The sequence below is a fragment of the Corynebacterium jamesii genome (assembly GCF_046097395.1).
Taxonomy (GTDB): domain Bacteria; phylum Actinomycetota; class Actinomycetes; order Mycobacteriales; family Mycobacteriaceae; genus Corynebacterium.
On sequence record NZ_CP175789.1, the window covers coordinates 1,401,419 to 1,424,159 of the forward strand.

At 59.0% G+C, this 22,741-nt stretch carries 16 protein-coding genes, 1 tRNA gene and 1 pseudogene; 8 read left to right on the forward strand and 10 right to left on the reverse strand.

The features are described 5' to 3' along the window. Positions 1 to 814 precede the first annotated feature (814 nt). The 4 genes from ACKFRT_RS06305 to ACKFRT_RS06320 form a co-directional block, all read right to left on the reverse strand. Positions 815 to 1,570, reverse strand: coding sequence for a neuraminidase (locus tag ACKFRT_RS06305; RefSeq protein WP_408924724.1), 756 nt, complete (start codon positions 1,568 to 1,570; stop codon positions 815 to 817). 112 nt (positions 1,571 to 1,682) lie between these two features. Next, on the reverse strand, positions 1,683 to 2,549 hold the full coding sequence (locus ACKFRT_RS06310; protein WP_408924725.1) for a hypothetical protein: 867 nt from the start codon (positions 2,547 to 2,549) through the stop codon (positions 1,683 to 1,685). Positions 2,550 to 3,286: 737 nt separating this feature from the next. Then, the gene (locus ACKFRT_RS06315) at positions 3,287 to 4,138 is read right to left on the reverse strand and encodes a DNA-formamidopyrimidine glycosylase family protein (protein WP_408924726.1); all 852 of its coding nucleotides are present in this window, start codon (positions 4,136 to 4,138) and stop codon (positions 3,287 to 3,289) included. Further along, a complete protein-coding gene (locus ACKFRT_RS06320) occupies positions 4,131 to 9,269 on the reverse strand; it encodes a DEAD/DEAH box helicase (protein WP_408924727.1) in 5,139 nt (1,712 codons plus the stop codon). Before ACKFRT_RS06320 ends, ACKFRT_RS06315 begins: the two co-directional genes overlap by 8 nt. Positions 9,270 to 9,303: 34 nt before the next feature. Between ACKFRT_RS06320 and ACKFRT_RS06325 the strand changes: the two genes are divergently transcribed. The 6 genes from ACKFRT_RS06325 to ACKFRT_RS06350 all read left to right on the forward strand — a co-directional run bounded on the left by ACKFRT_RS06325 (position 9,304) and on the right by ACKFRT_RS06350 (position 14,017). Next, complete coding sequence (locus tag ACKFRT_RS06325; protein ID WP_034981149.1) at positions 9,304 to 10,068, forward strand: 3'(2'),5'-bisphosphate nucleotidase CysQ; 765 nt, start codon at positions 9,304 to 9,306, stop codon at positions 10,066 to 10,068. 35 nt (positions 10,069 to 10,103) lie between these two features. Continuing rightward, complete coding sequence (locus ACKFRT_RS06330) at positions 10,104 to 11,030, forward strand: lipase family alpha/beta hydrolase (RefSeq protein WP_408924728.1); 927 nt, start codon at positions 10,104 to 10,106, stop codon at positions 11,028 to 11,030. Next, complete coding sequence (locus tag ACKFRT_RS06335) at positions 11,020 to 12,009, forward strand: lipase family alpha/beta hydrolase (RefSeq protein WP_408924729.1); 990 nt, start codon at positions 11,020 to 11,022, stop codon at positions 12,007 to 12,009. Before ACKFRT_RS06330 ends, ACKFRT_RS06335 begins: the two co-directional genes overlap by 11 nt. 92 nt (positions 12,010 to 12,101) lie before the next feature. Next, a complete protein-coding gene (locus ACKFRT_RS06340; RefSeq protein WP_034981155.1) occupies positions 12,102 to 12,923 on the forward strand; it encodes a thymidylate synthase in 822 nt (273 codons plus the stop codon). Further along, entirely contained in the window at positions 12,924 to 13,628 is a 705-nt protein-coding gene (locus ACKFRT_RS06345) for a dihydrofolate reductase (RefSeq protein WP_034981157.1), read from the forward strand. A gap of 113 nt (positions 13,629 to 13,741) precedes the next feature. Next, entirely contained in the window at positions 13,742 to 14,017 is a 276-nt protein-coding gene (locus ACKFRT_RS06350; protein WP_408924730.1) for a hypothetical protein, read from the forward strand. A gap of 147 nt (positions 14,018 to 14,164) precedes the next feature. Here ACKFRT_RS06350 and ACKFRT_RS06355 read toward each other — a convergent pair whose 3' ends face one another. From ACKFRT_RS06355 to ACKFRT_RS06375, 5 genes are read right to left on the reverse strand one after another with little or no spacing between them, the layout of a single operon-like run. Then, positions 14,165 to 15,937 carry an ABC transporter ATP-binding protein gene (locus tag ACKFRT_RS06355; RefSeq protein ID WP_408924731.1) on the reverse strand — a complete coding sequence of 591 codons (1,773 nt, stop codon included), beginning with the start codon at positions 15,935 to 15,937 and terminating at the stop codon, positions 14,165 to 14,167. Next, on the reverse strand, positions 15,930 to 17,678 hold the full coding sequence (locus ACKFRT_RS06360; RefSeq protein WP_034981163.1) for an ABC transporter ATP-binding protein: 1,749 nt from the start codon (positions 17,676 to 17,678) through the stop codon (positions 15,930 to 15,932). Before ACKFRT_RS06360 ends, ACKFRT_RS06355 begins: the two co-directional genes overlap by 8 nt. A 7-nt stretch (positions 17,679 to 17,685) precedes the next feature. Continuing rightward, positions 17,686 to 19,155: an ABC transporter ATP-binding protein gene (locus ACKFRT_RS06365; protein ID WP_034981165.1), complete on the reverse strand. Its 1,470-nt coding sequence runs from the start codon at positions 19,153 to 19,155 to the stop codon at positions 17,686 to 17,688. Next, positions 19,152 to 19,877: an energy-coupling factor transporter transmembrane protein EcfT gene (locus ACKFRT_RS06370; RefSeq protein ID WP_034981167.1), complete on the reverse strand. Its 726-nt coding sequence runs from the start codon at positions 19,875 to 19,877 to the stop codon at positions 19,152 to 19,154. Before ACKFRT_RS06370 ends, ACKFRT_RS06365 begins: the two co-directional genes overlap by 4 nt. Then, the gene (locus tag ACKFRT_RS06375; RefSeq protein ID WP_034981170.1) at positions 19,874 to 20,509 is read right to left on the reverse strand and encodes an MptD family putative ECF transporter S component; all 636 of its coding nucleotides are present in this window, start codon (positions 20,507 to 20,509) and stop codon (positions 19,874 to 19,876) included. The genes ACKFRT_RS06370 and ACKFRT_RS06375 overlap by 4 nt, the downstream gene beginning before the upstream one ends. 140 nt (positions 20,510 to 20,649) lie before the next feature. On the opposite strand from ACKFRT_RS06375, the pseudogene ACKFRT_RS06380 reads away from it, so the two are divergent. Further along, a pseudogene (locus ACKFRT_RS06380) lies at positions 20,650 to 20,925 on the forward strand (IS481 family transposase); the annotation flags it as partial. A 30-nt stretch (positions 20,926 to 20,955) separates the two neighbouring features. Here the strand turns inward: ACKFRT_RS06380 and ACKFRT_RS06385 are convergent. After that, positions 20,956 to 21,028: transfer RNA gene (locus ACKFRT_RS06385), tRNA-Arg, on the reverse strand. A 173-nt stretch (positions 21,029 to 21,201) separates the two neighbouring features. Between ACKFRT_RS06385 and ACKFRT_RS06390 the strand changes: the two genes are divergently transcribed. Next, positions 21,202 to 22,731 (forward strand): glutamate--cysteine ligase, encoded by a 1,530-nt coding sequence (locus tag ACKFRT_RS06390; RefSeq protein WP_408924732.1) that lies wholly within the window; start codon positions 21,202 to 21,204, stop codon positions 22,729 to 22,731. Positions 22,732 to 22,741: the final 10 nt, after the last annotated feature.

The following is a 22,741-nucleotide window of genomic DNA, read 5'->3' on the forward strand; positions in this document are numbered from 1 at the left end:
TGCACCCCGGCCTGCCCGGCTCCAAGATGTCGGAAAACTTGCACTGCCGTAGGGCAAATGTCGGAAAACTTGCGCTGCCGAAGGGCAAATGTCGGAAAACTTGCAAAACGTTCTTGCAAACTATTTCCAACTAAACATAAGAGCAGGTCAGAGAGCTGCCGGGGTGGAGCAGTCGGCGTCGACAAAAAAGAAATGCAACATTTCCGACATTTGGCCCTCAAACAAGCATCCAAAATTGCCCTACGGGGTGGCTCCATCCCACAGAATGACTCGGCGGAATACCTAGAAGGGTAACGCTGGGGCTTTGGTGATAGATCTCACTTACGAAACCTGCTTCCCCATGGGTTGGGTTTTGACTTGTATTCGCTTTGCCTTACCTGCACGAATCCTCCAGAAAGGAATACGCCCCATGAAGATTCGCAAGACTTTGACCGTAGGTATCGCGGCTGCCTCAATTACCGCTGGCGTTGCAGCACCAGCCCAGGCACAGGCACCAGCTCCGCAATCCTCGCTTTCCCAACCAGGCAGTACACCGAAATCTGCTAACCCCATCGCGGGATCCCTTAATGGAGTGCCGATGCTCCTGGCTTTCCCCATTATGATTCCGGGGTTGGCGCTCTATGCAATTTGGGTTGCCCTACACCCTGGCCAAGGATAAGGACTGTCCTTTCGCCAAGCAGGGCGAGAAGGTCGCTCCCAAAAGTTTGAGCGCAAGAAGATTTAGGCGCAAGAAAGGCTCCCCGCCGAAGCGGGGAGCCTTAGTGCCTTTAGACGGAGTTAGCCGTTCAGATCAGAGATCCGTTCAGAGATCAGACTAGAACAGGCCCTTGGTCGGCTTGTGCATCACGTCGGTGGTGGTGACTTCGCGGGAGTCAACGTTCTGGTCATTAGCGGTGGACTTGTCCTCTTCCAGACGACCGGTCTGGGTGACGGTGATGTAGTTCACCAGGCGGCCCAGCTTGGTCTTCCCGTCGCCGAAGTTCAGGTTCGCCAGCAGCTGAGAGTCGCCCGGGTTTACTGGGTTGGACAGGGTGACCTCGAAGCTGCGGACGGAGTTGGCCTTGTCGAAGCCCAGGTCGCGAGTGTAAGCACCATTGAACCAGCCCGGGGTGATCAGGCGGTCAACACCCTTCGGACCCTTCTCGGTGTGGACGTCGATGCGGAAGGTAGTGGCCGGGAAGTCCTGGTAGTAGATCTCGGAACCAACGTTCTTCGCGGAGATGGAAACCAGGCCAGCGAAGCCGGCAGCCTTGCCAGCTGCAACGTGGATCTCCGGCTCCAGGTCGTACTTCTCGGCCGGGGTCTCAGCCTCAGGCTTCTCGGCCGGGGTCTCCTCAGCCGGGGTCTCAGCCTCAGGCTTCTCGGCCGGGGTCTCCTCGGCCGGGTTCTCCTCGGAGGCCTCAGCCTCGTCGGTAGCGGCCGCGTCGGCAGCGGCCGCGTCGGCAGCAACAACGTCGTGGTTGAAGCCGGCGTCTACAACATCGTCAGCAAAAGCGTTGCCAGCGCCTGCGAAGGCGGTGGTCACACCAATAGCGGCAGCGAGGGTCAGGGAAGCTGCATTCTTCTTCATGTGAGGGGGTTCCTAACTTTGTATAGGTGTGGGTCGAAGCGTTGCGAGAGTTGATGCGAGATGAGGGTATTCAAGCGCTCCGACGCCACGGGAGTTTTAACGAAGGGGGGATTTAGGCCTCTGCGGCTGCGTCGTCAGCAGGCTTGTCAGCGGCCTCGGAGTCGGCTGGCTTGTTAGCGGCAGCGTCGTCGGCTGGCTTGTTAGCGGCTGCGTCGTCAGCTGGCTTGTTGGCGTCGTCAGCTGGCTTCTCGGAGGGCTTCTCTGCGTCCTCCGGCTTTGCCGGAACAGCAGAGTCGGCCGGGTTGCCGTACAGCTTCATGTTGACCTGGTTCTTTACCGGGGTCAGTGCGGACCAGAAGGTCGGGGTGGACCAGGTGCCGTTAGCCTTGCAGAACTGCTGGGTGCCGGTCATGTTGATGGTACGGAAGCCGTAGGTAGCCTCGCCGGTCTGGCCAGCCGGGACATCGTACGGGCCGATGGTCTGGCCGACGTTCCAGCTCAGGGAGTACGAAGCCTCAGCGCCCATGGACTTTGCCAGCTCGTAGGCGATGCCCACGCTGCCCTTGGCTCCCTTACCGGAGACGTCGCCGCCCAGGTTCACGCTGGTGGTCTCGGTGCGGTCGCCCTTGATGCTGATGGAGATGGTCTGAGTCTTAGACAGCTCCTGGGTCAGCGGGATGGTGTTCTTGGACTGGTTGGTGGCAGAGATGGTGCCCGCCGGGGTGAACTTGTCGTCTACCTTGTAGACAACGGTGCGGTAGTCCTCACCGGAGTTGCACACCGGGTGCGGGTTCAGGATGTTTGCCTTGATGTGATCGCTACCGTGGGTGGTGTTGACGATCGGCAGGGTCGGGTTGAGCTTCGGGGTCTCCGGGTAGTGCTCTTCCTTGGTGATAGCCGATGCGGGGGATGCGACGGCTGCTGCAACGATGACGGCGGCAGCGGCTGCGCTTGCGCCGTTCTTCCACAGGTTCTTCATGTTTTGTGCTCCTCTTGCACGCCACTGGTCGAAGGGGCGCGGGTTGGATGTTCCCAGTCCGCGCTGGCGGGTGCGTTGGTGATGCTGCGATGCTGCACGCCGCCGGTCAAAGGGTCTTGCGAGATTTTCGGCCAGGTGACTTTGGTTTTGAATCCGGTCTTAGGGGTGCCCTCGCCCAGGGGATAAGCAGCGATTGTGAGGATCGCGCCACACCCAGGCTCTGAGTGACGAGACCCAACTTTAAACCGTTCAAGCCGCTAATTGTTCGACAATTCTGCACGGCAATGCATCGCATTCAATCCTCAGTTCACACCGAATTAACCTAAAGTTCACGAAAAGACGCTTAGTTAAGCCTTAAAGCACGTCTCAGGCTCCACCAAAACGGCATTCATTGTCAACACGGCGCGGCTGAACATAATTTTATCTAACACCCCCTCGACCACCGAAAACCCCGAAGCACCGTCATAATCCCCGTGCCACAAACTCGTTTTCCTTAAAAAATAAGAATCGATAAATCTTTTGCGTGCAAAATATCTACAGCATGAAGCCACGCTTTACCCTGTAACACTCACCTTGGTGAACATTAGGTAAACTCATCTGACCTGCACTTTCCTTCCTGAATATGAACTTAATCCACCCTAATTTGGGGGTGCCTTGAGCTTATCTATTACCCCCTTACAGCGTTAAATGGCCACTCCTTCGCCTCACTAGCGACCTTTTACATCGCCTGACAGTTTCTAACGGTGAGGGTTCTGACAGTGAGGGCACCACCAGATAATCCGCTCCAACTCCGCTGCGTCCAGGTTCGGGTCGCCACCCGCCCAACGCCCACCCAGCGTCGACTGCTCGATTGCCGCCCCACACCGCCGACACGCCTTACCTGCACGCCCGAACACCCACGTACCCTGCCCGGGCCGCCGATCCCCCGTGAATACGCGATGCGGCTCTAGGCGATTGTCCCACATCACGCGTCGTGCCAAGTCGATTGTTTTCTCCACGCCGCCTTTTCCCACCTGTTCCACCGTCACCTCCGGGTGCATTCCAACCAGGAACATCACCTCGGCGCGGTACTCGTTACCAATCCCCGCCACGTTCTTTTGATCCAAGAGTGCAGCCCCTAGCGCCCTCTCCGGCCGCTGCATGATCCGCGCGATGGCCTCTTCCCTACCACCGTCTGCCCAGTTCTCTGCCAGAATGTCCGGCCCCAAGTGTGCCACGACCTGCGGATACTCCGTAACGGGGAACACTCGCACAAAGCCCAGGTCGTGCCCCACAATCTCAATTTGCTCCCCACCTGCGTACTGCGGACTAAACCGCAGCACGATGCGAGCGGTGTAAGCGGGTCTGCGCCAGCGCTGCCCCGCGCGGTGAATCGCCCACACTCCCTCCATTTTCAGATGTGTGTGGATCACCCGCTCCCCGATGTGCATAAAAAGGTGCTTTCCATAGGGCCACACCCGGTGGATCTGTTCGCCGTCGAAAGTCTCGGTGGCGAAACGCGGTACGCGGATGTCGGTGTGCCTTACCGTCCGCCCGGCCATCCACTGCAGGCGGTTGGAAAGCTGCAGTACAGAATCACCCTCAGGCACGAATGCTCAATCCCTTCGGGGTCAGCCGCGCTCCTGCGGCCACCCAATCTGTCGTGGCGATATCCATCACCGAAGAACCATTGATTTTCTCCACGGTCACTGGACTCAATCGCCCAGCACGGATAGCTTCCTTGATCGCCCCCACCACCAGATTTATCTGCGCAGCTGGGGCGGTTGGCTGCTGAGGTGTAGCGTCCCCAAAATCGGGCCGAGCAAAAAGCACCACGTTCTTGCCACCGCGAGAGACATAAGCTTCGGCACGCCCCGCCACGACCACGATCATCGCCCCCGCAGCCCGCGTGGGAGCCATGGCCTCGGACTGCGAATGTGCCACCGCGGGCCACGGCAGCGTAGAGCCGAAGGGATTCGCCGGGTCTAGGACGGAGAGTATCTGCGCCGTGGTGGGCGCACCCGATGTGGCTTCAGCGCCATGCCCACTTTCCCCGCGCCCGTCCTGCGCACGCCGTAGCTGGGAAATCACGTCGCGCGGGGCGAACTGCGCCCCGCCCAGCCCCTCCACGATGTATCCTCGCAGCACCTCTCCGGAGTCCTCCCAGGCACTTAAGCTGCGATAGGCCTCCGCGAACCCTCCGGCGGATTTCTCGGCCACAACGGCGCCACGGGTAACCACGGCGTAGCGGTCGATCCACGCCTCGGAGCGAAGCAGCGCCTGCTCGGCTGGATCGAGGTGGTTCTTCGGTTCCTGGCCGGCACCACCCCCCTGCACAGCGGACCAGCGCCCGGGAACGGACAAGTGCGCATTCACCGCCCGCCGCGTCGCCCGCGCAAAGCCGCTACGCCCCATCCGTACCCGGCGCGCAGACCCACGCCCTTGGTTCCGCCGGGGAGCCCGGTGAGCCTGCTTTCCCGTAGACCCGGCCTCCACCAGCCGCGCGCGCAGTGCCGCAAAACTATCGGGCGCCACCAGCCCCGCATCGAAGAGTTCCCACAGCGCAGCATCGACCTCCGCGTGATCCGCCCCCGTCGCCGTCTGCAGCTCGGCCGCCAGGAATGCACCGCCGCGCTGCAGGTGCTGGAGGATTTGTGTGGCCACCATGCCGAGGGTGGTCGCTGTTTCGTCCTTCTGGACGCCCCGTTCCAGCCCCTCCCCACCATCCAACAGGTACTCGGCCATATCCGCGGGTACAAAGCTCACCCAGGCATCTTTGGCCCCGGCCTGCCCAGAGCCGACGGCCAGGATCTCACCGGTACTCAGCAGTTCGTCGAGGTCCCCCGGTTGGTAGTCCGGGATGCGCGCGGGCAGCACCAGGGTTTCCCACGCGCTAGCGGGAATGGGCACTCCGGCGAGTTGTTCCAGCACGCTGGCCAGTTCTTCGCGCTGCATCTGGCCCAGGCCGTGCCAGTTGCCCAAGAACTGCGCGTAGGTCTGCTGGGTTACCGGTTCCAGCGAACCTCGCGCGGCTGCCAACGTTGCCGAGCGCAGGCGGCGCAGCATTCCCGTGTCCACATACTGCGTCTCATCCTGCGGACCGGGCTGCGTCTCGCCCTGCGAGCCGGGCTGCAGCTCACCCTGCGGGTCGGGCTGCGTCTCACCCTGCGGGCCGGGCTGTGGCCTACCTTGCACGTCAGCCCGCGGATCAGTGCCGGTGGCGGTTGTCGTAGCGGTGATCGAGGAGGCAGGAGAGGCGCCATCCGAAAAGTCCCCCAGGAACACGAAATACCCTGCGGCCAAACGGCGCTGCCGACCTTGCGCATCGCCCTTTGCACGTGTTCCCTCTGCCCACCGGGCCAGCAGCGCATCTGCAGTGGCGCGACCCAGCCCGAACTCGGCGGCGGCCTCCCCGGCTGTAGTAGGCCCACGGTTCTTCATCCAACGCAGCAATAGTTGATCGATGGCATTATCCACCTGGTCCACTTGTTCGGCGGCGATGGCCACGCCAGGCGGCACGGGCACGCCTAGGCCATCGCGCAGTAGGGGCATGTCCTCCACCGCACCAAGCTTCAGCTGGCCACCGAAGTGCACCTCCACCAGTCGCGTAGGCACCAGCTCCCGCAACTGCGTCAGGCTATCCTCCACGGTTCCGGCCCAAGGTTCGATGCGTTCCCGCACCCCATCCAGGCTCAACGGCCCGAGGGCGCGCAGCATATCCACGGCCTGCTCCACACTCGTAGCCTGTCGCCCCTCTGCCAGCCACTGCGCGGCCTCCACCACCCGACGCACCGCGGCCGGATCCAGCGCCATGCCCTCCTCGCGGGTGCCCAGCACCTTCGCCAGCAGCGCGGGATCCACGGCCAGGGCGGCGGACCTCTCGGCGGAATCGCCCTCGTACATAAAGGCGCTCGTATAGGTGAACAGCAGGGATTCTGCAAAAGCGCTCGGCCCTTCCGTCGTCACCTCCGCCAATCGCACCCCGCGCTGGCCCAGGTCCGCCACCAGGGCTTTCAAAGAGTCCAGGTTGTACACGTCGTGCACGCACTCGCGCATGGTCTCCACCATCACGGGGAACTCCGGGTGGTCCCGGGCCACATCCAACAGCTGGGCGGCACGCTGTCGCTGCTGCCACAGCGGCTGGCGCTTTCCGGGGTTCCTCCGCGGCAGCAGTAGCGCCCGGGCCGCGCACTCGCGGAAGCGGGCGGCGAACAACGCTGAGGATCCGACTTCCTCCATCACGTCCGCCAGCGTGGCTTCCGCCCGCTCGGAACCGCTATAGCCATGCTCACCGAGCAGCAGCTCCATGCCCGGTGGATCATCCGAATACGGCAGGCGCAGCACCATTCCATCGTCGCCCGCCACGGCCATGGCATCTATGCCCGTCCGGCGGTTCAGCTCCGCGCCCAGCGCCAGTGCCCACGGGGCATTCACCCCGCGGCCGAACGGGGTGTGCACCACCACCCGCCAGTCGCCGATGTCGTCGCGGAAGCGCTCGATTAGCACAGTCCGTTCGTCCGGGATGATCCCTGCGGATTCCTTCTGCTCCTTGTAATAGGCATCCAGGTTGGCGCGGGTGTGGGCGTCCAAAAAATCTGCCGAGCGAATGTCCGCCAACGTGCCAGAGCCCCAAGTACGGCGATGCTCGCCGATGGCCTGGCCCAGTTCCACCGGGCGCCCCGCGGCATCGCCCACCCAGAACGGCAGGCGGCCCGTGTGCCCCGCAGCCGGGGCAACAATTACCTGGTCGCGGTTGATCTCCAGGATTCGCCAACTGCTGGCTCCCAGGGTGAACACGTCGCCAACGCGGGACTCGTAGACCATCTCCTCGTCCAGCTCGCCCACTCGGCGGGCACCATCGTTCTCCCCGGCGGCTAGGAACACCCCGAACATGCCCCGATCCGGGATGGTACCGCCGCTGGTCACGGCCAGGCGCTGTGCACCCGGGCGAGCCTCCAGGGTGCCGGCGACGGGATCGTAGATCGCGCGGGCTTTAAGGTCCGCAAAGTCGGTAGAGGGATAGCGGCCGCTAATCATCTCCACCACCCCATCAAAGGCCTCGCGCGGCAACGTGGCATAAGGGTGTGCACGGCGAACTACGCGCCACCACTCCTCGACGTCTAGCGCGCCTGGGTTGTCTGAGCCGCCCGTGCCGCTCGTGCCGGCCTGCACGCTCGCCGCTACCGTCTGCTGGGCCAGCACATCCAGCGCGTTGTGCACGACGTGCAGCGGCTCCAGTTCCCCCTTCAGCAGCCGATCCACCACAACCACCGCAGCCTCGGCGTCTTGCTTATGCAGCGGGTAGATCGTCGCATGGCTGGTTGCGCCCACTGTGTGCCCGGCGCGGCCACACCGCTGCACCGCCGAAGCCACCGAGGGCGGCGCGCCGACCTGCACCACGTGATCCACCAGGCCCATGTCGATGCCCAACTCCAGCGAACTCGTGGCCACCACGCACCGCAACTCGCCAGACTTCAGAGCTGCCTCTATATCCGCGCGCTCGTCCTTGGAGACCGACCCGTGGTGAGCCCGTGCCACGCCCACACCATCTATTCCCCGCACCGCGCCGGACTGCGCCATCATCTGAGCTGGATCGCGCCTGGTCGCAGAGGCCAGCGCGTCGGGGTCGTGTTCCTTGGCCCACTCCTCGTTCAGCGCGCCAGTCAGCCGCTCCGCCGCACGCCGGGAGTTCACGAACACCAGCGTGGAGCGGTTATCCATCACCTGCCGATAAATCGCACGCTGCACGTGCGGCCACACGCTCTTCTGCTGTGGCAGCGCGGATTCTTTATCCACCCCGCTAGCCACGCGCGCCCCCGACCCGTTATGGGTGTTGCCACCCAGCCCCTCGCCGATGAGGCTGGGGCCAAGCAGTGCCTCATCTACTGGTGCCCCGTCTACTAGTGCTTCCTCTGTCTCTCTTGCGGACGCCCCTTCCTCCGCCACCTCATACTCCGCCAACGCGACGTCTTCTACCGCGGGAGGATCCTGGAAATCCTCCACCACGCTGGTCACCTGCACATCCCACGATTTCGGCTGTTCCGGGTTCACCACCGTCACCGGCCGATCGCCCCCCAGGAAGCTGGCGACCTTGTCCACGGGATTCACCGTGGCCGACAAGCCAATGCGCTGCACCGACTGGCCCGTCAGCATCTCCAGCCGCTCCAACGACAGCGCCAGGTGCGTGCCGCGCTTCGTGCCCGCCACCGCGTGCACCTCGTCCACAATGACGGTATCCACGTTTGCCAGCGTGGCTGCGGCCTTTCCCGTCAGCATCAAGTACAGCGACTCGGGCGTGGTCACCAGAATCTCCGGCGGGTTGCGGAGCAGCTTGGAACGTTCCGACTGCGGGGTGTCTCCACTGCGCACCCCGACCCGCACCGGGGCGCTTGGTTCCCCCATCGCGTCTGCCACGCGCGCAATGCCGGCCAGCGGGGCAGCCAGGTTTCGGCTGACGTCTACGCCCAGGGCTTTGAGGGGGGAAATGTACAAAACCTTGGTGGGACTGGACCTTTCGGGCGTGGGGGCGTCATTAAAAAAAGATCCCCCAGAAAGTCGCGACAACGACCACAAAAAAGCCGCCAGAGTTTTTCCCGACCCCGTCGGCGCCACAACCAAAGCGTTCTGACCTGCAGAGATGGCCCGCCATGCCTGCGTTTGCACGACCGTCGGCTCCGCGAAAACATCCCGGAACCACGCTGCAACGGGGGCATAAAAAGAATCCAGCGGGTCAACAGCCATGTGACCATTTAAACAGACCGCTAAAGTAAGAACTATGACGGCTGAACTCAATGATGCGACGCTGGCCCAGAGACTCGCGCAGGGCACCGGGGAGATCCTCAAAGGCGTAAGAAACGTAGGTCTGCTCCGCGGCACCGAACTGGGCAAAGCGGGCGACGCGCTGGCACAGGACTGGATCGCCCGATCCCTGATCCAGCACCGTCCGAATGATGCGATGTTGTCGGAAGAGGCCGAAGATGACCTCGCGCGCCTGGACAACTCCCGCGTGTGGATTATCGATCCGCTTGATGGCACCCGCGAGTATGCAGGAGGCCGCCAGGACTGGGCCGTGCACATCGCCTTGGCGGAAAACGGCGAGATCGTCGAGTCCGCCGTAGGTATGCCGGATCTGGGGCGTGTGTTCAGCAGCGCCGAGGTTCGGGCCGTTCGGGGGCAGCGCACTAACCGTCTAGTCATCAGCCAAAACACCACTCCCGCCATTGCAGAGTTCATCGCCGAAGACTTGGGCATGGAGCTGGTCACCATGGGTTCCTGCGGTGCCAAGGCCGTCTCCGTGATCCTGGGAGATAACGACGCTTATGTGCACGCCGGCGGCCAATACGAGTGGGATAACGCCGCTCCTGTGGGCATTGCACAGGCCGCTGGTCTGCACACCTCCCGCTTGGATGGCACCCCGCTGCGTTATAACTGCGAGTCTCCATACCTGCCGGATCTGGTCATCTCCCGCCCCGACCGAGCCGACGAAATTCTGGCCTCCGCCGCGAAGTTCCACGAGAAGCACGGAGCTTATTCTCTCTAGATGTTTATCCCCCTTAGCCCTTAAGCTACGGCGGTATGCTTCCTTTTTCCTTCTTGACGCCCCGCCCGGCCTCCCGCAAAAAACTTCAGCTGGATGCCGATGTGCCAGCCACCTTGCAGGGGCGCTTCGTCCTGGGCGCTCCGGCTAATAACCCGCAGAAGGAGCTTTCGGAAAAGCACCCCTATCCCCTGGTTTTCATCCACGGCACGACGGATAATTCCTTCCGGTGGCAGAAGGCCACGACGTACTTTGCAGCCCGTGACTACTCTGTGTGGGCCTTTAACTACGGCAAGCCGGAAGTCGGCCGTCCCGCTATACCTGGGGTGTTTGCTGTGAACGATATCGACGAATCCGCCGTAGAGATCGCGGAAACAATCGATTACATCCTGGACGTGACAGGCGCCAGCAAAGTGAATCTAGTGGGACATTCCCAGGGCGGGCTGCACATTAAGAAGTACATTGCGGAACATGGCGGACACGAGAAGGTGCATCGTGCGGTGGGCATTGCCGCGACCTATCACGGCACCACGATGACGGGTATGTCCTCGATCCTGCAGAATCTGGTGGATCGCAACCCGGAGTTTGCGGATCTGGTGGCGGGTAAGGCTGCGGTGCAGCAACTGAACCATTCAGAGTTGATCCGCAAGCTCAACGAGCTGCCAGATACCCACCCAAACGTTACTTATACGAACATCTACACCTCGAAAGATCTTACGGCCACGCCGAATTCGACGTCCCAGCTGGAGTCGATCGACGGAGCCGATGTTGCCGAGGCGGAGGTCGGCGAGGTCTGCGGGTTGTTGCTACCCCCGGGGCATGCGTCGCTACCTGAAAACGATCACGTAATTGGCCTGGTGGAGTGGGGATTGACTCGCGACCAGGGTGATTGCACGCCTGTGCACGTGGGTTGTAACGGTGGCCAGCGGTGGAAGTTGGGCTATCGTTTCTTCTATGACAACTAAGTATCTCGCAGTTGGGCGTATTCGCAGTGCCGCCCGTGCCAGTGTCGCCGCACTGGCTCTCACCCTGACTTCCTCTCTTTTCTCTGCCGCGCTCGCTCCTGCCGCTTTGGCCTCCCCTAGTGATGACGCCGCCGTGCCAGATGGGCTCGTAGGTAAGCATGTGGCAACTACCCCTGTGAACAATGCCCTGTGCGTGCCTTCGCCGGAACATCCGAATCCTGTCGTTTTCATCCACGGCACGTCGGATAACTCTACGCGCTGGCAGAAGGCCGCCAATGCTCTTACGGAGCAGGGCTTTTGCACCTGGGCTTTCAACTATGGAAAGCGTCAGGATGGCAAGCCGAATCTGCTTGGTCTTTATGCCACGGAGGATATCGACGATTCCGCCAAGGAGATCGCATCAACCATCGACTACATCTTGTCTGTCACGGGTGCAGAGAAGGTCGATTTGGTTGGGCACTCTCAGGGCGGACTTCACCTGAAGAAGTACATCGCGGAAAACGGCGGCGGAGAGAAGGTCGACCGTGTGGTTGGCGTAGCTCCGACGTACCACGGCACCACGTTAAATGGCATGGATAAGACGCTGCGCCCGATCATCGAGCGCAACCCAGAACTCGCGGAATCCGTGGCGGGCAAGGCAGGCGTGCAGCAGCTGATCGGCTCGGAGGTAATCAACCGGCTGAACGAGAAGCCGGATACTGACAAGCGCGTGCAGTACACCAACCTGTATTCCTCGGCTGATACCACCGCCACCCCGAACAGCACCTCCCAGCTGAAGTCTGTCGACGGCGCTGACGTGGCCAACGTGGAGATCGGAAAGGCCTGTAACCTTCTGATTCCGCCGGGGCACGCCGCCCTGCCACAGAACAACCAGACCATCGGTCTGATTCTGTGGGGTTTAACACGCAAGGCGGGCGACCATAATCCCACTACCAGCGACTGCGCCAACCCGACCAGCAAGTCGATACTCAAATCCTGACAGGCTCCGCGCCCCGTGCGTGCCACCTCTGACTGTCCGACGTAGACTATGTGGGACTTTGATTTAGAGCAGGAAAGGCAGGCGGAGCGTCAGTGGATACCCAGCAACAGCCAGGCTCCATCCCCACCCCGTATGAAGATCTGCTCCGGCAGATTTTGGAGACCGGTACTCCCAAGGGAGACCGAACGGGCACCGGCACCACCAGCCTGTTTGGTCGTCAGCTACGCTACGACCTCTCTGCGGGTTTCCCCCTGATCACCACCAAATCGGTGCACATTAAGTCCGTGGTTGGCGAGCTGCTGTGGTTCCTCCGGGGTGATTCCAATGTGCGCTGGCTGCAGGAAAACGGCATCCGCATTTGGAATGAATGGGCGGACGAAAACGGTGACTTAGGGCCGGTTTATGGCGTGCAGTGGCGCAGCTGGCCCACCCCGAACGGCCAGCACATCGATCAGATCTCGGGGGCTTTGAACATGCTTCAGACCAACCCCGACTCCCGCCGCAATATCGTCAGCGCATGGAATGTTTCCGAGCTGGACAACATGGCTCTGCCGCCATGCCACCTGTTGTTCCAGCTGTATGTGGCAGACGGCAAGTTGAGCTGCCAGCTGTATCAGCGCAGCGCGGACATGTTCCTGGGCGTACCTTTCAACATCGCGAGCTACTCGCTGTTAACTCACATGTTTGCCCAGCAGGCGGGTCTGGAGGTTGGCGAGTTCATCTGGACCGGCGGCGATTGCCACATCTACGACAACCACGTGGAACAGGTAAAGCTGCAGCTTTCGCGCGATCCTCGCCCGTATCCGCAGCTACAGCTAAACAAGGCAGCGGATATGTTCTCCTACGACTTCTCCGATATCAAGTTCACCGGCTACGACCCGCACCCGGTGATCAAGGCAAAGGTGGCCGTATAAATGACTACTAACGAAAAGCCCCACCGTCCGACTGGCTATGAGCCCGGAGATTACCCGGATCTCACCGCCGCAGCGGTGAGTTACGCGCTGGAGGCTAAGGGGATTTCCCGCGACCAGGTTGAGATTGGCATGATCTGGGCACAAACCACCGATGGCGTCATTGGTGATGGCGCAGACATGCCGTGGTATCTGCCAGAGGACTTGAAGCACTTCAAGAACGCTACAAGCGGCTATCCCGTCGTCATGGGGCGCACCTCCTGGGAAGCACTAGACGATGGCTTCCGTCCACTGCCGGATCGCACAAATTATGTGATCACCCGGCAGGATAACTATGACGCCCCCGGTGGCATTGTCGAACCGTCGATCCCCAGCGCACTGGCCAACGCCGCCGAGCAGATCCTGAACGAGCTGACGGACAGCGCCGACAAAGGCGAGGGCGCTGACGACCGCACCCCTACAGTGTGGGTGCTGGGTGGCGGTCAGGTGTACGCCCAGTGCATGCCCGTGGCTGACCGCATCGTCATCACGGAGATTGATATGGAGGCACCCGAACGATTCCAGGTGTATGCACCACTGGTTCCGGAAGAGGAATTTGAAGAGTCGGCGCAGGACTGGCAGGAATCGGAAAAGGGCCACCCGGTCGACCAAGAAGTCGATACCGAGCAGCCCTTGCGCTACCGCTTCTGCACCTGGACGCGACGCTAGTCCAGGGCATCAGTTCATTCTGCGCCTACTTCGCGCGGCTTCTGCTCTTGGGTTTTGCCGCGCTTTCGCGGATGCTCTTGACGATCGCCTCTGAATCAAGGGTGCCATCCGCTTTGAAGAATCCCACAGATTTTGCCACCCCCGACGTCGCGGCACGGTACGGGGCGCCTGGCACCGTGCTCATTGGGATCGGCTTGGAAGCCGTCGGCGTCCTTATCCTCGTCCTGCTTATGGTCATCGCCGCGCCGCTGAACCTGTACGGCTTGGGCCTGGGGTTCGCCTCCGCGCAGCTGACCGGCACGATGCTGCGGGATATTCCCGTCTATGACTCCAGGCAAGCCTCCGCAACGCAAACGACCGTGTGCCTGGGGCAGTGGTGTAGGCCTTAAGCGTAGGCATAGCCAACGCCGCGCAGTGGTCACTCGTAGCCGCTACCGTATTCTTCGCTCTGAGCTTTGTCGGTGCACTTAGGGTGCTCCGTGCTGCGGGGGGGGAGAAGGGTGCCCCCGCAAACAACGCCAATCTCGGTGCCCGCGTTAATCGCGTCCCGAATTGATTTTCCACCCGCGTGCTGCTTTGCGTTGCTGCCAGAAGTGACGGTAGATACCGGGGACATCGGAAAGCTCAGAGTGCGTGCCCAGCTGGCTGACTTGCCCGTGTTCATCCAAGACTACGATTTGATCAGCAGATTTGATTGTATCCAGCTTATGGGCGATGACAATGAAAGTAGATTGCTCCCGTAGCTCGTCCATCGCAGCAAGAATGTTTGCCTCATTTTCTGCATCGAGCGCGGAGGTAGCCTCATCAAAGAGTACAATCGGCGCTTGTTTGAGAAGCGCGCGAGCTACAGATACGCGCTGGCGTTCACCACCGGATAGAAGCCGCCCGCCTTCACCAACTGGAGTATGCCACCCTAGGCGGTTGGCAATAGAAGTCACGCCTGAAAGATCAGCTGCGCGGAAGACTTCCTCATCGGAGGCGTCGGGACGACCAACGCGGATATTAGCGATTAACGAGTCGTCGAAGAGGTAAACGTCCTGAAAGACCATGGACAGTCTGGACATTAACTGTTCGGTTCCAAGCTCGCGGATATCTACGCCGTCAACCATCACCGCCCCGGAATCTACATCCCAGAATCGCGAAATAAGGCGCGCAATTGTGGTCTTTCCGGAGCCAGAAGGACCGACAATGGCGGTAACGGTGCCTGGTCGAGCATGGAAAGTGACATCTACCAATACTGGTTTATCGCCGTATCCAAACGTGACATTAAGCAGCTCTACATTTCCCGAACCATCGCCTAGGCGCGGAGTAGTGGGTTCTGGCAGGGAAGGGGCATCGGTGATGAGCTCAGTTTCTGTAAGCGCGATACGGCCGGCATCTAAACCGACGAAAGAAGAACCCAGCTGTTCAAGCGTGCGGGTAAACCTCAAGCTGATTCCGATGATCGCAATTGTTTCTAGTGGCGATAGGGCGCCTTCAACGGCAAGATCCGCGGAGACCATAATGAGAGCCACAATGAAGATCTGCACTACTATGCCGTTGAGTAGCAAAGCTAATGTGGATACCCATAGCTCGCGTATTCGTGCTTTATGGTCGATTTCTAGCGCTTGCTCTAGTGGCGCAAAAACTTGTGATTGTCCTGCCGCGCGCAGGGCTGGTTGACAGTTAGCAAATTCTACGATGCGCTGGGAGAGCTCTTTACTCGGCCCCAGTGCGCGGTTCGATGCTTTCTCACGAATCCATGCAGCCAACTGCATCACCACGAGCGCCAATGGTGCGATGATAAGAAGGACCAAGCCCAGCTTCGGGTTCCAGAAACACGCTCCTACTAACAAGGTGACAAGTGCCGCGCTATCGCGGTATATCGTTCCTTGAATACGCGCAATGGTCTCGGTCGCCACCATAAAGCGATCTGAAACGAGGCGAGATAGGCCGCCGGTATTAGCCGGTACGAACCAGCCGAGCGGTAGCGTTGCTAATTTATCGCCCACAGTCGTGTGCGCGGTTCGGATGAAATCCAAGGCCGTGTGGTAAGAGGCCATGGTTGCGAAAAATCGTAGCGCAAAAGCTACGAGCGCAATTGCCAAAAGCGTCCACATCCATGGTGCGATCGTCGTATCCCCATCGAGTGCCTTTGTAAGTGGCACGAGCGTGAGAACGGCGAGGCCGTCAAGCACGCCCACGATAAGAGATAGACAAGCATACCTTTTATTGAGCTTATGGCCTACAGGACTTTGCAGCTTTTTGACACTGCGAGTGAGTAGCGGATCACGAAGACGCGAACTAGCAGGCGTAGTGGCATTAGACATGAGAATTATCCTTCATAGGCTTGAGGCAGATTATTTGGTCTGCGCCTTGGATGGACTCCGGCTTGTGGGCGATGACTAAGACGGTCTTGCCTCTGACGAGTGTGGCTAGAGCTGCTTGAATTTCTGCTTCGCAGTCAGGATCAGTTGCCGCAGTAGCTTCATCCAGGATCAAGATTGGGGCATTGGTAATGATTGCCCGGGCAATAGAAATGCGTTGCTGTTGTCCACCGGATAAAGAGGTGTCCTCACCAACAACGGTGTCGAGCCCAGCCGGTAAAGCGCGAATATCAGCAGCTATGTGCGCAGCCTCTGCGGCTTGCCAGATCTCTTCATCGCGGGCTTCTGGGCGTGCAAGGCGAATGTTTTCCCGAATACTCATACGCAGTAAGTGAGGATCTTGTAAGACGAAAGCCACAGTGCGGTACAAACTGTCGAAAGTGAGATCACGGATATCCACGTTGTTGATAGTGATTGTGCCCGAATCTGGATCCTGGAAACGCGCCAGCATCGTTGCTGCTGTGGATTTGCCAGACCCGGAGGGGCCAATCAATGCCGTGACAGTGCCTGCATTTAGTTGCGCAGAAAAGTCTTGGAGGACTGGTGTGTCTGGGGCGTAGCTAAAGCTGACCTTATGGAACTCCACCTCCATGTCTTGACTACTGGCATCGAGTCTCTTTTGGCCTTCTTTCACATGGGAAATTGTCATGACTTCATCAAGGCGCAACGCCGCATTGCCAGCGAGCTGGTAAGACCACATCATTTGGCCGACGGTTTGAATCGTGCCCGGGAGCACCAGCGCAATTAACGTTGTTGCGATGACTTCAGCGACCGTTACATAGTCACCAGCTATCAGCAGGGAACCGACTCCTACATTGATAAGGATGAGGACAGGAACCGCCACCACAGACTCTGAGATTGCGGAAACACGCAGAAGCGGACGTACCCACTCGTAATAGAATTCCGCGAATTTTTGGGCAGCTTCGCGATATCGAGCGTGGGCTTTGCCAACGGTGCCGAAAGCCTTGACGACGGAAATACCTTCGGAGAACTCCACCGCAGTCGCAGAGACCTCACCCAGATAATTATCCATTTCCGCAGTTTTTGTGCCCATATCTTTCATTGAATACGCTTGGATTGCTAGGAAAATGGGCACAGTGGCAATAGAAAGAAGACCAAGGCGCCAATCCAAGATAAAGGCATAAACCAGAAGCGCGAGGGGCGTAAAGATCGCGGCGACCTTCTCTACAGGAGCGTGGGCTGTCAGGGTGTGCAGAGTTAACGTATCGTCCTCGACGGCTTTGCGAACTTTGCCGGAATTAGTCTGGCTAAACCACGAGAGTGGTGCTTTCGCAATAGCGGTAATAATTCGGCGCCGGTTAATCCCCACCAGCTTTGCATCAGCGAAGTGGGTGATCGCAAGGGCAAGGAAATAGAAGAATAGCTGGCCCAAAAATGCAGCAAGTAGCCATTTCACAATGGACGCGACGTCATCAGTTTTGCCGTCGATTAGAGCATTTCCCAGTGCCACCAACGCGACGTAGGGTGCTACGGCGAGTACCGAGGATATAAGCGCGAGAAACTGTGCGAAGTAGATGGTTGTTTGCACTGGGGCCAGTAGCTTTTTTAGAGCGACCTGGCCGGCTTTTAGTTTTGCGCGAGCCTCTTCTTCCGGTGACGCACCGTGTGATTCTGGTGCGTGGGTTCCGCTTGATTCTGTGGAACTCTGTCTTATTTCAGACATTTCTTTCTCAATTCTTGTTGATGTCAGTAATATCGATGATTCTGGTGACTGATTCTTGGATGAATTCGTGGTCATGGGTGATGACGATGACCACTGCTCCGCTTGCTGCAAGAGATCGAAGTAGCGCAGAGATGGATTGCAGTTGGCGCCAGCCCACGCCAGAGGTAGGTTCATCGAAGATGTAGACCTCTGCTTGCTCGGCTTGGGCTGAAGCTATGGCTAAGCGTTGCCGTTGCCCACCGGACAGAGACTGCGGATGCCGTTGGGCCATTCCTGCCAGATCGAGGCGATGGAGAATCTCATTGACATCGATGTGGTCCCGCTTCTTCTTTGCCAGTCCGAGCGTGACTTCTTCTTCGGTGGTGGCTGCGAATAATTGGCGGCCAACATCTTGCATCACCATGTACGCGGCACGTCTGCGGGCAGCCGCTCCTACTCGTTTGCTGTTCAAACGGAGATTACCGCCGCGTTTGGGAGAAGCAAGACCACAAATGATCCTGGCGAGGGTGGTTTTTCCAGCGCCGTTGGGCCCGATTAAGGCAGTGACTTCGCCGCTGGGGAAAAATGCGTGGTCAATGTTTAGCACCTCATGCGTGCCATAAGAAAAACAGATGTTGCTTAACTCGAGTCCGCTCCGCTGGGGATCGGCGTTTTCGAGCGTGGGTGGTACCGGCACGCTCGCGGGCAGGGGAACGTGGTGTAAGCTGCGTAGCCCCAATTGTTTGCGTTCGGGTTCGTCTAAGCCATAAAACTCCTGAGCGTGGAAACTCCGCGTTATTTTTCCCTGAGTCAAGTAAATGACTTGGTCAGCGATATCTTTTAAGAAAAAGAGGCGGTGATCAGCGATAATGATCGTTGTGCCTAATTCCTTCAAGCGGTGTAGCACGCGTGCAAGAATATCGATGCTTTCCATGGAGAGATTGGACGTGGGTTCATCGAGAAGCACGAGACTGCCCGGGGACACAAGCGCGCATGCGCATGCCACGGTTTGTAACTGTCCACCGGATAATTCTTTGAATCGCCGGCCCCGAAGATCGTCAATGCCTAGTAGCTCGACCGCTGATTGAATCCTCGACTCAATTTCTGTGGGATCCACACCAAGGTTTTCTAGCCCGAAGGCCAATTCTGCATTGACGCTTTCAGTGAAAAATTGTGTCCTTGGATTCTGGAATACTGAAGCGCTGAACTCGATGGCTCGGGACAGCGGTTCTTCCGCAGGGTTAAAAGCCTGGTCCTCCTTTATAATAGTGATGGTTCCTAGCAGCTCTCCTGGATTGAAATGGGGGATGAGCCCGTTGATCAACTTGAGTACCGTGGACTTTCCCGATCCGGAATCACCGGTAATCAGTAGGCACTGTCCTGGCGAGACAGAAAAGGACACATCAGATACACCTTGAATGCCTGGCCGAGCGCCCAATGGATATGTAAAAGAAACGTTGTGGGCGTTTACACTGGTTGCGATACTGCGTTCGTTCATAAGTGGACCTCCGTGGGAAGCCAGACAGAGGCAACAACGAGGCCCAACCCAGCTAGTGCAGTTGCATCGACAAGCTTGAAGGAAAGATCGGCGGTGGTGGTTGGGCGTGTGGGTCCTCCCAATCCCCGGACAAGAGCAGAGGCAGCGAGCTCATCACCAGCGCGGACGACGGCGCCTAATAAGGGGATGATCAGCATCGCGGACGATTGTGTGGGCTGTGTGATCCAGCTTTTTACTCCAGGCTGGAGACCTCGAAGGACCATGGCATCGCGGATGGCTTTGGCTTCTGCCACGATGATCGGCAAAACGCGCAGGAATACCGCCGGTGGAATGGTGGCCCAGCCTGGTAAACGCAGGTCCCGCAGTGCTGAGGTCAACGTGGATGGTGTGAGAGTGAGCAAGCCGAATGCGCCGATGGACATGCTGATGACAAAACGGCTTAGCCACGAAAAAATTGCCGCCGAAAAAGCGAAAAATGTGGAGCCAGGAAGCTGTAATAGGCCCCAATACCCAAGATAGGATAATGCAAAAGCGCACAGGCAAATAAGACCATAGTGTGGCTTTACTGTGGCTAGTGCGATGGAGCTGAAAGCGATAGAAATCAGCAGTGTCGGTAGGTGGCCGTGGCTGAGAGCTACTGCATTGATTACTAGAACAGAAAGCAGCACGGTCCGTGGATCGATCGAAGATCGACGAAGCACGCCCTGTTTTTGCAGGCTCACAGGAGACCAGCGCTTTCAAAGTGTTTGCGGCTGACGCGAACTCCGACCTTTCCTCCGATAAAGCCGACGATGAGCGCACAAATGGCCAGTACTCCAATGGTCCATGGCTGGAAGATATCCGACATGGCATCGGCATATTCTTGACCCATTTGGTCTGCGATATCGACGTAGTAGGAGTCCGTATCCAGAATTAGCGGGATAAAAGGCAAAGAAATCCAGACACAGAAGACGCCGTAGGCAATAGGGAAGGATTTGGCAATACTGAGGTGGCTTTTTGTAATAACCAAATCCGCGATAAACCCTAGAATTATGCTTCCCAGCAGGGTCCAGAAGTAGTGTCCGGTGAGCATGAATGCTAGTCCGTTAATACCACCGACGAGGGTGAAAGCACCCATTTTGGGCGTGCGGGCGGCATAAAGCGCTAGCACGATTCCGTTTGCGATTGCCGCGATAAACCATCCAATAAACATGAATTGTGGTCCTGCGAATCCAATCATTCCGCTTACAAAGGTGATTACAAAGTAAAGTGCAGCAAAGATGCCAGCGTTGATGAGATCTCTGGTGTTTAAACGTGCCGTCGACCCACTGGATGAGCTTGCACTCCATGCGGGCGTAGAGGACTGTTGGGCCATAGTAAACCTCGGTTCATGAACAGCAGGAAAGGTAAGGCTCTCCTAACAAAGATAACACTCTTTATAAACTACTTCTAGTTTTGATCTGAAGATTCACCCTTAATGGGGGTGAATGCAGATAAGCGGACATCAAACCAGAGCACGACTACCGACTACGCACCGACAAAGTAGGCACCAACGGCAAGACAACCCTGCGATGGGGCAGTAAACTACGCCGCCTCTACATCGGCCGCCGATGGGGCGGGGGAACCAATCACCATGGTGTCTGCATCGACAACCACGTCGACATCAAAATAACCGCCACCGGGGCACAAATCGCTGCCTACACACTTACCGAAGAAAAGATCTACTACAACAAGAAAGACATCGAACTCAACCCCAGTCGGGGCAACCAAAAACAAAAATCTCGAGACACCGACCGGAACGATGTCTCGAGACTTCCAGCGTGCCCCAGAGAGGAATCGAACCTCCGACACCGGCTTTAGGAGAGCCGTGCTCTATCCACTGAGCTACTAGGGCAATCGCATGACAAACGGCAACCAGCGCTCATCCGCCACCTGCCGACCATGCGAACTACATAATACAAGCCAGGCTTTGTTCCCTGTTAACCAGACCTTCAGCTCATTGACACTAGAGGCGTCAGCACCAAAATCGCCGGCGCTGCACCCGCAGCAAAGCTACGATCGATAAGTATGGGCGACGCAGTATCTAAAGATACCTATACACCGAAACAACGCACCCGCTTCCGCGAGCGGCTCAACGCCGAGCTGGAGGTCTTCGATAAGCACCTTCAAGACTCTGAGTTCATCAACCAGGGCACCATCGGCCTGGAACTAGAGATGAACCTCGTGGACACAAACATGCAACCCAACCGCTGCAATGAAGAAGTGCTGGCGAAGCTGGAAGAAGCCTATCCGGGCGAATACCAGTCTGAAATCGGCTCCTACAACGTGGAGATGAACCATCCACCACTATCCATCACCGGTCGCGGGTTGGAGCAACTCCAAGAAGGCCTCGACGAACGCCTGTACGCCGTGCAAAAGGCTGCTGAGCAGCTGGATTCCCGCGCAGTGATGATCGGCACCCTGCCAACGCTGACCACTGACTTCCTCAGCGATCCCGCCTGGATGACGGACGAAAACCGCTACAAGGCACTCAACAATGCAGTCCTGGAATCCCGCGGCGAACTCGTGCGCATCCAGCTCGAAGGTGCACTGCCTGGCCGTGTACTCGGCACCGTGGATACCTACCGCCATGACTTCGAGGACATCGCCCCGGAATCCGCCTGCACCTCCATGCAGCTGCACCTACAGGTCGCGCCGAACCTCTTCGCCAACGCCTGGAACGCTTCCCAAGCCATCGCGGGTGTGCAGGCAGCGCTCAGCGCGAACTCCCCGCTGTTCGTCGGCCACAAACTGTGGCACGAATCGCGCATTCCCGTCTTCCAGCAAGCCATCGACACGCGCACCGCGGAGCTCGTCAACCAGGGCGTGCGTCCGCGCGTGTGGTTCGGCGAGCGGTGGATCACCAGCGTATTCGACCTCTTCGAGGAGAACGGCCGCTACTTCTCCCCTCTCCTGCCCGAGGATCGCATGGAGGCAGGCACACCCATCATGTCCGGCGACAGCCCGGGCCTGCACTACATGAACCTGCACAACGGCACGATCTGGCGCTGGAACCGCCCAATCTACGATCCGAAACTGGAGCGCTCCCACATCCGCGTGGAGAACCGTCTGCTACCCGCCGGCCCCACCACCGCCGACATCGTCGCAGACGCCGCCTTCTACTACGGACTCGTCAAGTTCTTGGGTACGCAGAATCGCCCCGTGTGGTCGCGCCTTTCTTTTGAGGACGCCCACAGCAACTTCCTCGCCGGCGCCCGCGAAGGACTGCGCGCCAACATGCGCTGGCCGCGTGTGGGGACCGTTCCCGTCCGGGAGTTGATTACCGATCACCTGCTGGACCACGCCCGGGAGGGCCTGGAGCTGCTGGAGGTGGATTCCGAACTGATCGAAACCTACCTGGGCATCATCGAGGGCCGTGCCCGCAAGGGTCAAAACGGTGCGACATGGCAGTTGGACACTATCAACCGACTGGCCCCGAACAGCCAGCCAGAATCCGCCGAACGCGCCGAAGCGCTGGCCACCATGATGCGGCGCTACCTGGCCCACCAGGTCAACGGACAGCCCGTGCACACTTGGCCGGTAAAGGGGCGCGACTAGCGCCCCCTGC

Coding starts and splice junctions, on each gene's coding strand:
- ACKFRT_RS06305 (WP_408924724.1), bottom strand. CDS start 1,570: ATGAAGAAGAATGCAGCTTCCCTGACCCTCGCTGCCGCTATTGGTGTG.
- ACKFRT_RS06310 (WP_408924725.1), bottom strand. CDS start 2,549: ATGAAGAACCTGTGGAAGAACGGCGCAAGCGCAGCCGCTGCCGCCGTC.
- ACKFRT_RS06320 (WP_408924727.1), bottom strand. CDS start 9,269: ATGGCTGTTGACCCGCTGGATTCTTTTTATGCCCCCGTTGCAGCGTGG.
- ACKFRT_RS06325 (WP_034981149.1), top strand. CDS start 9,304: ATGACGGCTGAACTCAATGATGCGACGCTGGCCCAGAGACTCGCGCAG.
- ACKFRT_RS06330 (WP_408924728.1), top strand. CDS start 10,104: ATGCTTCCTTTTTCCTTCTTGACGCCCCGCCCGGCCTCCCGCAAAAAA.
- ACKFRT_RS06335 (WP_408924729.1), top strand. CDS start 11,020: ATGACAACTAAGTATCTCGCAGTTGGGCGTATTCGCAGTGCCGCCCGT.
- ACKFRT_RS06345 (WP_034981157.1), top strand. CDS start 12,924: ATGACTACTAACGAAAAGCCCCACCGTCCGACTGGCTATGAGCCCGGA.
- ACKFRT_RS06355 (WP_408924731.1), bottom strand. CDS start 15,937: ATGTCTAATGCCACTACGCCTGCTAGTTCGCGTCTTCGTGATCCGCTA.
- ACKFRT_RS06360 (WP_034981163.1), bottom strand. CDS start 17,678: ATGTCTGAAATAAGACAGAGTTCCACAGAATCAAGCGGAACCCACGCA.
- ACKFRT_RS06365 (WP_034981165.1), bottom strand. CDS start 19,155: ATGAACGAACGCAGTATCGCAACCAGTGTAAACGCCCACAACGTTTCT.
- ACKFRT_RS06375 (WP_034981170.1), bottom strand. CDS start 20,509: ATGGCCCAACAGTCCTCTACGCCCGCATGGAGTGCAAGCTCATCCAGT.
- ACKFRT_RS06390 (WP_408924732.1), top strand. CDS start 21,202: ATGGGCGACGCAGTATCTAAAGATACCTATACACCGAAACAACGCACC.